Here is a 14040-nt window from a genome sequence, read left to right as displayed (position 1 = left end):
GAGGGGGGCTGGGTCGGCTCTCAAGACTCGGCCCTTATTTCCTATGATTACAGTAACTAAATTAAATGGTAAACCATTCTCATTAAATGCTTTATACATAGAATCGGTCGAGGAGTTTCCTGATACGACGATTACGTTAACGACCGGACGAAAATATGTTGTATTAGAGACTGAGAAAGAAGTGAGTAAACGTATGATTGCTTTTTATCACAGTGTACAGCTCCTATCAAACCCGCACTTAAGAGGTGAAGAAGATGAAGAATAACAAACTTTTAACCATTATGTTGATTATTTTAGTTTCAATTACACTGCTTGGTGTGATTGCATTGGTAACTGTCAATCAGTTGAACAAAGGAAGTGCCGAAGAGCCGAGTATTGATGAAATCATCGAAGCTTCTGTAGATGTTCCTGAATTGACAACAAATCTTGCTGGAACAAATTTTGTTAAAATTTCTCTGAAAATCCAAACTGATAGTAAAAAAGCTGCTAAAGAAATCGGTAAACGTGATTTCCAAGTGAAGAGTATTGTGATTGAAGAATTGTCAGAGATGACAAAAAGCGATTTAGAAGGAAAAAAAGGAAAGAAAATGCTTGAAACAACGTTAAAAACAAGATTTAATGAATTGATGCTAGACGGTAAGGTACAAGAAGTTTACATTACTTCCTACATCATTCAGTAAGGTCAATTATTTTGAAATGGAGGTGGGAAAATGGCAGGAGATGTGTTATCCCAGTCCGAAATTGATGCGCTTTTATCAGCGTTATCAACGGGTGAGATGACGGCTGATGATATTAAGAAAGATGAAGAGGCTAGAAAAGTTAAAGTTTATGACTTTAAAAGAGCTCTTCGTTTTTCAAAAGATCAAATCCGAAGTTTGACCCGAATACATGAAAACTTTGCACGTCTTTTAACGACGTTTTTCTCAGCTCAGCTTAGGACGTACGTGCAAATAACCGTAGCATCTGTTGATCAGATTCCATTTGAAGAGTTCATTCGTTCAATTCCGAATATGACACTTATAAATGTATTTGAAGTACCACCTTTAGATGGCAATATCCTAATGGAGATTAATCCTAATATTGCGTATTCAATGCTAGATCGTTTAATGGGAGGAACAGGAGCAAGTCATAGTAACGTCGATAACTTAACTGAAATTGAAACGAAAATTATGACGAATTTATTTGAACGTTCGTTCGATAACTTGCGTGAAGCATGGGCAAACATAGCTGATATTGATCCAGCTTTATCTGAGCTTGAAGTGAATCCACAGTTCTTACAAATGATTTCTCCAAATGAAACGGTTGTTGTTATTTCATTCAACTCAATCATTGGAGAAACAAGTGGCATGATTAATATTTGTATCCCTCATGTCGTATTAGAGCCGATTGTACCGAATCTATCGGTTCGTTACTGGATGCAATCTAATAAAAAAGAAGTTTCACCAGAACAAACTGCGATTCTTGAAAATAGTGTGAAACAATCTAATTTACCAGTAATAGCAGAGCTTGGTAGTGCTGAAATAACAATTGAGGACTTCCTTCTATTGTTACAAGGCGATGTTATTCAACTGGATCAGAAAATTAGCCAACCACTTACATTAAAAGTTGGCGATATACCTAAATTTACTGTTCAACCAGGGAAACTGAAAAAACGAATGGCTGTTCAAGTTATAGAGTCTTTGAAAGGAGGAGACGAAGTTGATGAGTGATGAAATGTTATCACAAGAAGAAATTGAAGCCCTATTAAGAGGCGAATCTCCCGTACTAGAAAATAAGAAGTCTTCTCAAATTGAGTACAAAGTAGAGGAATACTTAGATGCGTTATCTCAAGATGCCCTAGGTGAAATCGGAAATATTTCCTTTGGTAGTTCTGCAACGGCGTTATCATCGTTACTAGGCCAAAAAGTTGATATTACAACACCGACAATCAGTATGATTAATCGTGATAATTTGGAGGAAGAGTTTCCTCATCCATATGTAGCGGTCCAAGTTGAATATACGATGGGCCTTGTGGGTATGAACTTATTGGTCATCAAACAATCGGATGCAGCAATTATTGCTGATTTAATGTTAGGTGGAGATGGTGCTAGCCCTGCAGATGAGCTTGGTGAAATTCATTTAAGTGCTGTACAGGAAGCAATGAACCAAATGATGGGTTCTGCTGCAACATCTATGTCTACAATCTTTAATAAAAAAGTGGACATTTCACCCCCATCAATCGATTTGATGAATATTTCTAAAAATGAAGGTAGAGACAATATTCCTGAAGAAGATTTACTTGTTAAAGTTTCTTTCCGATTAAAAATTGGTACTTTAATAGATTCAGATATTATGCAACTACTACCTCTAGGATTTAGTAAGAAGTTGGTTAACCAATTAATGAATCAAGATACTGAAGAAATTGCTTCAACTATGGTAGCTCCTGCACCAACACCAGCACCACAGGCAGCACCAGTTCAAGCACCACCTGTACAACAGGCACCAGTAGCACAACCTACTCCTATGCAAGAACAACAATATCAACAATCATATGCAATGCCAGAAAGACCAATGTATACACAACAGCCGGCAAATGTACAACAAGCGCAATTTGCAAGCTTTGAAAATGCATCATTGAAGCAAGCGGAAGCTAGAAATTTAAATATGCTACTTGACATACCACTGCAAGTTACTGTTGAATTAGGACGTACGAAGCGTTCCGTAAAAGAGATATTAGAACTAGCAAGTGGATCTATTATTGAACTTGATAAACTTGCTGGCGAACCGGTTGATATTCTAGTAAATAGCCGTCTCATTGCTAAAGGAGAAGTAGTTGTAATAGACGAAAACTTCGGTGTTCGTATTACAGATATTTTGAGTAAAGCGGATCGCTTAAACAATCTAAGATAGATAGTTATTGGAGGAGTTAGACATGTCTAAAAGGATTTTAATTGTGGATGACGCAGCTTTCATGCGCATGATGATCAAGGATATTTTAACAAAAAATGGATTTGAAGTTGTGGGGGAAGCTGGAGATGGCGCTCAAGCTATCGAAAAGTACAGCGAATTAAAACCAGATTTAGTAACAATGGATATTACTATGCCTGAAATGGATGGAATTGCAGCATTAAAATCTATTAAAGAAAAAGATCCAAGTGCGATTGTTATTATGTGCTCAGCAATGGGACAACAAGCAATGGTAATTGATGCAATACAAGCTGGTGCAAAAGACTTTATCGTAAAACCTTTCCAAGCTGACCGTGTTATCGAAGCGATCCAAAAAGCGTTAGGTTGATCGGAATGTTTTATAAAGCCTTATTGAAACTGATGTTGTGTGCATCATTATTAACAATTACATTTATTAATCCTATGCTTAACCCGACACCAGCTTTTGCTGAGACGGGGGGGATGGTTGGTGATTGCTATAACAAAGATAAAGATGTATGCAAAGAGGATTCAACTACAGCTGTCGATAAAAACACACAATCGACAGCTGTCGGCTTGTCTCCATGGGATTATATTAAAATGGTCCTAGCTCTTATCTTTGTAGTAGCACTATTGTACGGGATGTTAAAATTTGTCAATAGTCGCAACCAAAAATATCAACATAACCAATTGATGCAAAATTTAGGTGGATTGTCTTTAGGTCAACAGAAATCGGTGCAGCTCTTAAAAGTAGGAGATTCGCTCTATTTAGTTGGTGTAGGTGAGGATGTACATATTCTTAAGGAAATCTCAAACGAGGTCGAAAAAGAGCGTCTAATGACCTTATATAACGACAAACAGGAATTTGCAAATCAAGTTCCATATATTGCAGACCTTTTTACTAGTTTAAAAGAAAAAGTACGACCTTCATCGAAAGTAGATGAAAAACCAAAAGAAGAATTCAAAGATCTATTTCAACAAAAAATCTCAAAAATAAAATCTGAACGTAGTCAAGATTTGAATGAGTGGAAGCAAAAGGAGAGCGATAAAGAATGAGTGATTTAGTTAATTATTTCTCAGACAGCGATCCATCCAATGTTTCTACTTCTGTAAAACTGATGTTAATGCTAACAGTTCTATCATTAGCACCAAGTATATTAATACTAATGACATCTTTTACGAGGATTGTTATAGTCCTATCGTTCGTACGTACAGCTTTAGCTACACAGCAAATGCCTCCAAACCAAGTAATAGTTGGATTGGCGCTTTTTTTAACATTCTTTATAATGGCACCAACATTCCAAGAAGTGAATAAAGAAGCATTACAACCTCTTTTTGATGAGAAAATCACATTGGATGAAGCTTACGAAAAAGCGAGTGGGCCATTTAAAGACTTTATGAGTCAGCATACAAGACAGAAGGATTTAGATTTGTTTTTAAAATATTCTGGTGCAGAGCGTCCTGAAACGATTCAGGATATTTCATTAACTACTTTAGTACCTGCTTTTGCGTTAAGTGAAATTAAAACTGCTTTCCAAATTGGTTTCATGATTTTCATACCATTCCTTGTAATCGATATGATCGTCGCAAGTGTATTAATGTCTATGGGGATGATGATGTTACCACCAGTTATGATTTCACTACCATTTAAAATCCTATTATTTGTACTTGTAGATGGCTGGTATCTTGTAATGAAATCATTGCTGCAAAGCTTTTAGGGGATGAATCAATATGACAGGTGAAATGGTCATTTCAGTTGCAGAACGTGCGATCATGGTTGTCCTACTTACTTCAGGGCCTTTATTACTAATCGCTTTAATTACTGGTTTGGCAGTCAGTATTTTCCAAGCAACGACACAAATTCAAGAGCAAACTCTTGCCTTTGTGCCGAAGATTATTGCTGTTTTAGTCGGTATTGTATTTTTTGGACCTTGGATGCTTTCGCAAGTGACTTCGTATGCAACAGATATTTTTGAAAATTTACTGCGGTATATAGGGTGATTGAATGGAAGAACTAGTACCTAAAGTAACGGTGTTCCTTCTCATTCTTGTGCGAATCTCGGCATTTTTTATAACGGTACCCTTGTTTTCTTATAAAACAATCCCGTCGAAAATGCGACTTACATTAGCGGCAGTAATTGCATGGATGATGTATTACACAATTGACGTTACTCCAATGGAAGTAAACGGGGAATACATATTATTAGTTATAAAAGAAGCAATGGTTGGTTTAATTATCGGCTTAATTGCTTATATGATTATGTCAGCTATCCAAATAGCAGGAAGTTTTATAGACTTTCAAATGGGTTTTGCTATTGCGAATATTATAGATCCACAGACAGGGGCACAAAGTCCCCTCTTAGGGCAATTCTTTAATACACTGGCATTGCTAGTGTTGTTAGGGATTAATGGGCATCATTTACTATTAGACGGTATTTATTATAGTTATGAATACTTGCCAATTGGTGAAATGTGGCCATCCTTTGGATCAGAAAATTCCACTGAATTTATTATTAAAATGTTTGGTACAGTGTTTGGTATTGCTTTTCAAATGGCTATTCCAATTGTAGCTACATTATTCTTAGTTGATATTGCTTTAGGGATAACAGCTAGAACAGTTCCACAGTTGAATATTTTTGTGGTTGGTTTCCCAATCAAAATTGGTGTGAGTTTTCTTGTTCTAGTAACAATGATGGGAGTAATGGTAGCGGTTATTCAAAAGTTATTTAATATTATGATTGTTAGTATGCGTGATTTTATGGTTCTAATAGGTGGTGGATAAGATGCAATATATTCGTCTTGACTTACAATTTTTTGCGGGGGAAAAAACTGAAAAAGCAACACCTAAGAAAAGATTGGATGCCCGAAAAAAAGGTCAAGTATTAAAAAGTCAGGATGTTACAAGTGCAATTGCCCTCCTATCTGTTTTTTTATTTTTATTATTTGGCGCCGGATCTATGAGAGATAGCGTCATGGCATTTTTTAAACAAACATTTAGTCGATACTTGTTAGTTGAATCTATTTCGATTAGCTCAGTTATGGAAATCTATAAAGAAGTAATGATTGAGATGGCATTTGTTTTATTACCAATTATGGTGATTGCGGTAATAGCTAGTCTCGCGGGAAACTTCTTTCAATTCGGATTACTTTTTACTACAGAGTCATTAAAATTTGATTTAAAAAAGATTGATCCACTTAAAGGCTTAAAACGGATGTTCTCAATGAGAGCTATTATTGAGTTACTAAAATCAGTTTTAAAAATAACCTTTATCGGATCGGTTACAACAGTTATTCTTCTCATGAATATAGATGATGTACTAAGTTTGTCTTTTAAATCTCCGTGGGTCACTTTAATAACTGTTGGTAAATTAACAGTAATAATGGGGATTGCAGCTTCACTTACATTATTTTGTGTGGCAATCTTGGATTATTTCTATCAGAAGTTTGATTATGAAAAAAACTTAAAAATGTCCAAGCAGGATATTAAAGATGAATATAAAAATACCGAGGGTGACCCCCTCATAAAATCAAAAATTAAACAACGTCAACGTGAAATGGCCATGCGTCGTATGATGTCGGAAGTACCTAAAGCGGACGTCGTTATTACTAATCCAACCCATTATGCAATCGCACTGCAGTATGATGATGAAAGTATGGATGCCCCAAAAGTTGTTGCTAAAGGGACCGACTTCATCGCACAAAAGATTAAATTGATTGCCAAAGAAAATGATGTTGTGATGGTGGAAAATAGACCATTGGCTAGAGCGATGTACGATCAAGTGGAAGTTGGGGGCCGTATCCCAGACGAGTTTTTCAAAGCGGTTGCGGAAGTTTTAGCTTATGTATACCGTATTAAACGCAAAATTTAAAGTTTTAAGCAGGAGGGACAAGTATGAAAATTCGCGACATAGGGGTATTATCGGCAGTTATTTTAATTGTAGCGATGCTCATTATCCCTCTACCTCCGTGGATGTTAAGCTTTCTCATTATTATTAATATATCGCTAGCGTTATTAGTTTTATTAACAGCTATGAACATGCAAGAGGCACTTCAATTTTCAATATTCCCATCATTACTTTTATTACTTACACTGTTTCGCTTAGGATTAAACGTTTCGACAACCCGAGCAATTTTAAGTGGTGGTGAAGCTGGGAATGTAGTTGAAACATTCGGTACCTTTGTTGTAGGTGGCAATATTCTTGTCGGTTTAGTCGTTTTCGTAATTTTGATTATCATTCAGTTTATCGTTATTACGAAAGGGTCTGAGCGTGTTTCTGAAGTTGCAGCCCGTTTTACATTGGATGCGATGCCAGGTAAGCAAATGGCGATTGATGCCGATTTGAATGCAGGGTTAATTTCTGAAACAGATGCTCGTCAAAGACGTGAAAAAGTAAGTAATGAGGCCGATTTCTACGGAGCTATGGACGGTGCCACAAAATTTGTTAAAGGGGACGCCATTGCAGGTATTATTATCGTCATCATTAACCTACTTGTAGGAATGATTATCGGTGTTGTGCAAATGGATTTAGAGTTCTCTGAAGCAGTGCATTTGTTCTCTACTTTAACAGTAGGTGACGGTTTAGTATCACAAATTCCAGCGTTATTAATTTCTACAGCAACAGGTATTGTAGTAACCCGCGCAGCTTCTGATGGTAATTTAAGCACCGATATTACTGGGCAATTACTTGCTAATCCGAAGTTGTTATATATTGCAGCAGGTACAATCTTTCTGTTAGGAATTGTAACACCAATCGAATTAATTTATACAGTTCCATTAGCTGGGCTACTTGCATTCGTTGCATACCGTATAAGTCATCAAAAACAAGAAGAAATTGAAGAATTACAAGAAATTGAAGAAGAAGTGGCCACGGATAATCTGAAAAGTCCGGAAAATGTCATTAATTTATTGAATGTTGATCCGATTGAATTTGAATTTGGTTATGGATTAATTCCATTAGTAGATGCAGCACAAGGTGGAGATTTATTAGATCGTGTTGTAATGATTCGACGTCAACTTGCGCTTGAGTTAGGGATTGTCATACCGGTTGTTCGTATTCGCGATAATATTCAATTACAACCGAATGAATATCGTATCAAAATAAAAGGGAACGAACTTGCGCAAGGTGAACTATTATTAGATCACTACTTAGCAATGAGTCCTGGAGATGATGACTCGATTGAGGGAATCGATACAGTAGAGCCATCATTTGGTCTACCTGCAAAATGGATTACTGAGCAGGTGAAAGAAGAAGCTGAAATGCTTGGTTATACAGTAGTGGATCCGCCTAGTGTTGTCTCTACTCATTTAACTGAAATTATTCGTGCAAACGCTTCAGACCTACTTGGTCGCCAAGAAACAAAACAATTAATCGATCATTTAAGAGAATCAGCACCAATTTTAGTAGAAGAGTTAACACCAACGCCATTATCAATTGGTGAGATTCAAAAAGTATTGGCGAAATTATTGCAAGAAAATGTTTCTGTTCGCAATCTACCAATTATTTTCGAGACATTAGCAGATTATTCAAAGTTAACATCAGATGTGGATGTTCTTACTGAGTATGTCCGCCAAGCACTTGCTCGTCAAATTACTGCTCAGCATGCAGGTAGTCAGCCGGAGCTAAAAGTTTTAACTGTGGCTGCTAAAGTGGAAAAAATGATTGCAGATAGTATTCAACAAACGGATCACGGAAATTATTTAGCGATGGATCCACAAGATTCTCAAGCGATACTAGAATCAATTGCAAGAGAAATTGAACGTATTGCATTCTTTGAACAATCTCCGGTGATTTTATGTTCACCAGCTGTTCGAATGTACCTACGACAATTGACAGAGAGATATTTTCCTCAAATTCCAATTCTTTCGTATAATGAACTGGAATCATCAATTGAGATCCAAAGTGTTGGGGTGGTGAATGTTGAATGAAAATGAAAAAATATGTAGCACCGTCAATGCCAGCCGCAATGAAAAAAGTTCGTGCTGATTTTGGTGATGATGCAGTCATTGTCAATTCAAAAGTAGTTTATTCAAAAGGTTTTTTAGGATTATTTAAAAAGAAAAGTATTGAAGTGGTAGCAGGGCTAGATCGCGCAGAAGTAAGAGAATCTGCGCCTCTTCTAGCTCCAGTTCAGCCTATGATTGAACAAAGTATACATTCGGATCAAAATTCTGAAGAAATCAAAAAAGAAATAGCTGATTTGAAATTACTTATGCAATCAATGCAGCGACACTCTGTAGGGGCCAAGTATCCAGATGAACTCTTACCTCTTATTGAACAACTAGAGAAACAGGAGCTAAATCAAGAGCTTGTCACATGTATTGGTGATGAGCTTTTTGCAATTATAAAAAATAGTAAAGGAGATTTATCGCAAGAGGAGCTTTTCAAGCTTGCAAAAGAATCTCTAGTTACTAGTATTGAGCAGCTTCCTTTCGGTGGTATTTCTTATGAAAAAAAATATATAAACGTTTTAGGACCAACTGGAGTTGGTAAAACAACAACAATTGCTAAAATGGCTGCTAGGGCAGTACTCGAGAAGAAACAAAAAATTGGTTTCATTACAACCGATACGTATAGAATTGCTGCGATTGAACAGTTGAAAACGTATGCGAATTTATTGCAAGCACCTGTAGAGATTGTTTATAACAAACAAGACTATGAACATGCGTTAGAAAAATTTGATCATCTTGATTTAATCTTTATAGATACGGCTGGGCGAAACTACAAAGAAGTGAAGTACGTAGAAGATTTACGAGGATTAATGAATTTTGAACAGAATATGGAAAGCTTTTTAGTCCTATCAATGACATCAAAAGAGCGAGATATGGAAACGATTATTCAACAATTTTTGGAATTTCCTATTACTAAACTAATATTTACTAAGCTCGATGAAACAAATTCTATTGGCTCAATGATTAATTTAATGGTTAAATATAATAAAGGACTTGCTTACTATACCACTGGTCAAGAAGTACCAGAGGATATTGAGGAGGCCTCTTTTGAAAGTATAGTTGAATTGTTCTTTCAAGGAGATAGGAAATGAGAGATCAAGCAGAATCTTTAAGAATGCATATGTTGCGAAGCCAGGGATTAATAGGGAAATCTATTGCAGTTGTAAGTGGTAAAGGTGGCGTTGGAAAAAGCAATTTCACAACGAATTTTTCTAATACTTTAGCCTCCCATGGTAAAAAAGTTGTCATTGTTGATATGGATATCGGAATGGGGAATATTCATATCCTTTTAGGTGAAAGCGCTAGGAAAAGTTTAAAGGACTATTTACAGGGGGATTGTTCATTACAAGAGGTTATTTTTGAGGGGCCTAATGGTTTGCAATATATTTCAGGCGGTACGGGTATGATTGGGCTAATGGAGTGGTCTGAGAAAATGTTTAATCGTTTGATTGAAGCATTCGAAGTGTTGCAAAAGTCATTTGATTACATAGTGTTTGATATGGGAGCAGGAGCAACAAACTGGTCTTTAGATTTGTTAGTCGCAGTTGAGGATATTATTGTCATTTCTACTACTGAGCCTACATCAATTACAGATGCTTATTCTATGATGAAATATATTCACTATAAAGATCCTGATAAAAAGTTTTATCTTCTTTGTAATCGTACTATGGATCAAGAAGAAGGTCCTGATGCCCTTAGACGTTTAAGCCATGCTATGTCACGATTTTTGTCAAAAGAAGTTACTGTGTTGGGGTCTTTACCTGAAGATCCACTTGTAAGACAAGCTGTTCGTAAACAAGTTCCCTTTTCAATTTTATTTCCAAATGCTCCAATTACGAAAACGTTACGAGATATAACTTATCGTTATATGGAAGATTGCATTGAAGAAGTACATGCACCTGCTCAGACGAATAAGTTTTTGTCTAAATTGAAAAGTATTTTTTCGAAAGGTCGTGATTAATTGAACATTTCTCAACCAAAAAAGCTACTCATTGTCGATGACTCTGCTTTTATGAGGAAGCTCATTTCAGATTTTTTTACGGATAATACTAAAATACAAGTTATAGGCACGGCTCGTAACGGTAATGATGCATTACGAAAGATTAAAAGTCTTAAGCCTGATGTAGTGACTATGGATGTTGAAATGCCAGAAATGAATGGTTTAGAAGCTCTAAAAAAAATCATGGCAGAATCACCGGTTCCTGTTGTTATGCTTTCAAGTACAACAGAACGGGGTGCTGATTCGACTTTAGAAGCAATGGCGAATGGTGCTGTTGATTTTATTGCTAAACCAAGTGGTACAATTTCGCTTGATTTACATAAAATCAAAAATGACCTTGTATATAAAGTTGAGCATGCTGCCAATGTACAAGTTTCAAAACTTCAGCAAACAATTATCAAATCAAATACAACTAAATTTACTGGAGAACTGAGTGATTCTACTCTTTTATCACGAAAGGTACCGAAAGTTCTGCAACAGGAAAGAAAGGCTGAAATAGCTGCAACGCAAGTCAAAAAGGAATGGTCAGCTCATTCTAAGAAAATGATACTAATTGGTACTTCGACTGGAGGTCCAAGAGCTTTACAAGAAGTCATTACTAAAATACCAGCTACCATTAAAGCGCCAATCCTAATTGTTCAACATATGCCTGCTGGTTTTACAAAGTCATTATCCAATCGATTAGATCAACTGTCTGATATTACTGTGAAAGAAGCTGAAAATGGTGACATTTTGCAAAATGGAGTAGCTTACATAGCTCCCGGTGGTTATCACATGAAGATTCGGAAAATAGGAATGTCTTATGGCATCGTACTAGATGATCAAGAACCACCTCGTGGGGGACATAGACCATCTGTCGACGTACTATTTGAAGATAATTGTCAATTCAATGAAATTGACAAAGTAGCCGTTATTATGACAGGAATGGGCGCCGATGGAACAAAGGGTTTAATTCAGTTGAAAAATACTGGAAAAGTAATTGCTATTACTGAATCTGCTAATACATGTATTGTATATGGCATGCCTAAAGCAGCTTTTGAAACGGGCTTAGTTGATGAAGTAGCGGATGTAGATGATATTGCAGAAACAATAATGAAATATTTGCCTTAAAGGGGGCCATTCTATGGATACGAATCAATATTTAGAAGTGTTTATTGACGAAAGTAAAGAGCACCTTCAGTCTTGTAGTGAAAGTTTACTAGAGTTAGAGAAAAACCCAAATGATTTAGCAATTGTGAATGATATTTTCCGTAATGCTCATACATTAAAAGGTATGTCAGCGACAATGGGCTTCGAAGATTTAGCTGATTTAACTCATAAAATGGAAAATGTTTTAGATGCGATTCGTAACGAAAAAATTAAGGTTACTCCAGAGATTTTGGATGTTGTCTTTGAATCAGTAGACCATCTTGAAGAAATGGTTAACGATATTGCAAGCGGTGGAGATGGGAAAAAGGATGTAAGTGCAACAGTTGAATCCCTAAAGAAAATAGAATTAGGTGAAGTGCTTACTAGATCTATAACAAATAACGAAGTGGCAGCAACTACAAATGTTGAGCCTGCAGTGTTACTTGAATACGATGACTTTGAACTAACAGTTATTCAACAATCACAAGAACAAGATTTTAACACATATGAAATTTCAGTTCATCTACGTGAAGATTGTTTATTAAAAGCAGCACGCGTATATATGGTGTTTGAATTACTTGAAAAATTGGGTGATGTTATCAAGTCATCTCCTTCTGTTGAAAAGCTTGAAGAAGAGCAATTTGATAATGACTTCTATATTGCCTTTATAACAAAAGAGCCAGCTGAAGATATTGAAAAGAAATTGTTGAAAGTATCTGAAGTTGATCGTGTCATTGTACAGCCAGTCGATTTCCAAGTCTTAAATCAGGCGATGCTTGGAACGGTAGAAACACCACAAGTAGAACAAGCCGTTGTAGAACAACCACAGCAACAGGTAGCGAAGAAAGAATCTGTTGATGCACCTGCTGCTAAAAAGACACCTGCAAAAAATGGTGGTGGTCACGCAACTAGTAAAACCATTCGTGTGAATATTGAACGACTGGATATTTTAATGAACTTGTTTGAAGAGTTAGTAATCGATCGTGGACGTTTACAATCAATCGCGTCAGAGTTAAATCATAGCGAACTTAATGAAACAGTTGAAAGAATGTCTCGCATTTCTGGAGACTTACAAAATATCATTTTAACAATGCGTATGGTTCCAGTTGAAACAGTATTTAATCGTTTCCCTAAAATGGTGCGCCAGTTAACGCGTGAATTAAACAAAAAAGTAAATCTAGAAATTATCGGAGCTGAAACAGAATTAGATCGTACAGTTATTGATGAAATCGGTGATCCACTTGTTCACTTAATTCGCAATGGCTTAGATCATGGTGTAGAAAGCCCTGAAGTACGTCGTGCAAAAGGTAAACCAGAAGAAGGTACAATCGTTCTACGTGCTTATCATAGCGGTAACCATGTCTTTATTGAATTAGAAGATGACGGTGCGGGTATTAACCGTGAAAAAGTATTGTCTAAAGCAATCTCTAAAGGTGTCGTAACGCCGGAAGTTGCAGCTTCAATGACAGACAATCAAGTTAATGAATTAATTTTATCATCCGGTTTCTCAACAGCAGACGTAATTTCAGACGTATCAGGTCGTGGTGTAGGACTAGATGTAGTAAAATCCACAATAGAATCTCTAGGTGGAAATATTACAATCGAATCAACTGAGGGTAAAGGTTCATTATTCTCAATTCAACTACCATTAACATTGTCTATTATTTCTGTAATGCTTGTGGAAATTGAAAAAGAGATTTATGCAATTCCTTTATCTTCAATTATCGAAACATCAATTATTCGCTCTTCGGATATTATGAATGCGCATAATCAAAAAGTAATTGATTTCCGCGGCAAAGTTGTGCCTCTTGTATTTTTAGATGAAATCTTTGAAGTGCCACGTAATGAAGCAGTAGATGAAGAGTTCCATTCAGTGGTTATCGTCCGTAAGGGTGAGAAAATGGCTGGATTAGTTGTTGATTCATTCATTGGACAACAGGAAATTGTACTAAAAGCTTTAGGGAATTATTTAACAAATGTCTTTGCTATTTCTGGTGCAACAATTCTTGGGAACGGGAAAGTTGCATTAATCGTAGACTGTAATGCGCTTATTAAATAA

At 36.3% G+C, this 14040-nt stretch carries 15 protein-coding genes; all 15 read left to right on the top strand.

What is annotated here, in order from left to right; genetic code table 11:
* The first annotated feature begins 43 nt into the window (after positions 1–43).
* Genes AMD00_RS12980 through AMD00_RS12910 form a run of 15 tightly spaced genes read left to right on the top strand, consistent with a single transcriptional unit; the run spans position 44 to position 14040 of the window.
* Positions 44–265, top strand: a complete 222-nt coding sequence (locus tag AMD00_RS12980) for a flagellar FlbD family protein (RefSeq protein WP_053417465.1) — start codon at positions 44–46, stop codon at positions 263–265.
* Positions 255–680, top strand: a complete 426-nt coding sequence (gene fliL / locus AMD00_RS12975) for a flagellar basal body-associated protein FliL (RefSeq protein ID WP_053417464.1) — start codon at positions 255–257, stop codon at positions 678–680. The genes AMD00_RS12980 and fliL overlap by 11 nt, the downstream gene beginning before the upstream one ends.
* Positions 681–710: 30 nt before the next feature.
* On the top strand, positions 711–1709 hold the full coding sequence (fliM, locus tag AMD00_RS12970) for a flagellar motor switch protein FliM (RefSeq protein WP_053417463.1): 999 nt from the start codon (positions 711–713) through the stop codon (positions 1707–1709).
* Positions 1702–2889 carry a flagellar motor switch phosphatase FliY gene (fliY, locus tag AMD00_RS12965; RefSeq protein ID WP_053418294.1) on the top strand — a complete coding sequence of 396 codons (1188 nt, stop codon included), beginning with the start codon at positions 1702–1704 and terminating at the stop codon, positions 2887–2889. The genes fliM and fliY overlap by 8 nt, the downstream gene beginning before the upstream one ends.
* Positions 2890–2911: 22 nt before the next feature.
* Positions 2912–3274, top strand: a complete 363-nt coding sequence (locus AMD00_RS12960) for a response regulator (protein ID WP_038184126.1) — start codon at positions 2912–2914, stop codon at positions 3272–3274.
* 5 nt (positions 3275–3279) lie between these two features.
* Positions 3280–3960 (top strand): flagellar biosynthetic protein FliO, encoded by a 681-nt coding sequence (locus tag AMD00_RS12955; RefSeq protein ID WP_053417462.1) that lies wholly within the window; start codon positions 3280–3282, stop codon positions 3958–3960.
* Positions 3957–4622 (top strand): flagellar type III secretion system pore protein FliP, encoded by a 666-nt coding sequence (gene fliP / locus AMD00_RS12950; protein ID WP_053417461.1) that lies wholly within the window; start codon positions 3957–3959, stop codon positions 4620–4622. Before AMD00_RS12955 ends, fliP begins: the two co-directional genes overlap by 4 nt.
* Before the next feature lie 13 nt (positions 4623–4635).
* On the top strand, positions 4636–4905 hold the full coding sequence (gene fliQ, locus AMD00_RS12945) for a flagellar biosynthesis protein FliQ (protein WP_053417460.1): 270 nt from the start codon (positions 4636–4638) through the stop codon (positions 4903–4905).
* A 4-nt stretch (positions 4906–4909) separates the two neighbouring features.
* Positions 4910–5686 carry a flagellar biosynthetic protein FliR gene (gene fliR, locus AMD00_RS12940; protein WP_053417459.1) on the top strand — a complete coding sequence of 259 codons (777 nt, stop codon included), beginning with the start codon at positions 4910–4912 and terminating at the stop codon, positions 5684–5686.
* 1 nt (position 5687) lies between these two features.
* The gene (flhB, locus tag AMD00_RS12935) at positions 5688–6773 is read left to right on the top strand and encodes a flagellar biosynthesis protein FlhB (protein ID WP_053417458.1); all 1086 of its coding nucleotides are present in this window, start codon (positions 5688–5690) and stop codon (positions 6771–6773) included.
* Between the two features lie 23 nt (positions 6774–6796).
* Positions 6797–8830: a flagellar biosynthesis protein FlhA gene (flhA, locus tag AMD00_RS12930; protein ID WP_053417457.1), complete on the top strand. Its 2034-nt coding sequence runs from the start codon at positions 6797–6799 to the stop codon at positions 8828–8830.
* Positions 8827–9945: a flagellar biosynthesis protein FlhF gene (gene flhF, locus AMD00_RS12925; protein WP_053417456.1), complete on the top strand. Its 1119-nt coding sequence runs from the start codon at positions 8827–8829 to the stop codon at positions 9943–9945. The genes flhA and flhF overlap by 4 nt, the downstream gene beginning before the upstream one ends.
* Positions 9942–10814, top strand: a complete 873-nt coding sequence (locus tag AMD00_RS12920) for a MinD/ParA family protein (protein WP_053417455.1) — start codon at positions 9942–9944, stop codon at positions 10812–10814. Before flhF ends, AMD00_RS12920 begins: the two co-directional genes overlap by 4 nt.
* 51 nt (positions 10815–10865) lie before the next feature.
* Complete coding sequence (locus tag AMD00_RS12915) at positions 10866–11963, top strand: protein-glutamate methylesterase/protein-glutamine glutaminase (protein ID WP_245639554.1); 1098 nt, start codon at positions 10866–10868, stop codon at positions 11961–11963.
* A gap of 13 nt (positions 11964–11976) precedes the next feature.
* A complete protein-coding gene (locus AMD00_RS12910) occupies positions 11977–14040 on the top strand; it encodes a chemotaxis protein CheA (protein WP_053417453.1) in 2064 nt (687 codons plus the stop codon).

It is taken from the genome of Viridibacillus arvi, from assembly GCF_001274945.1.
GTDB lineage: Bacteria > Bacillota > Bacilli > Bacillales_A > Planococcaceae > Viridibacillus > Viridibacillus arvi.
This window is presented reverse-complemented; position numbering and strand designations above follow the sequence as displayed.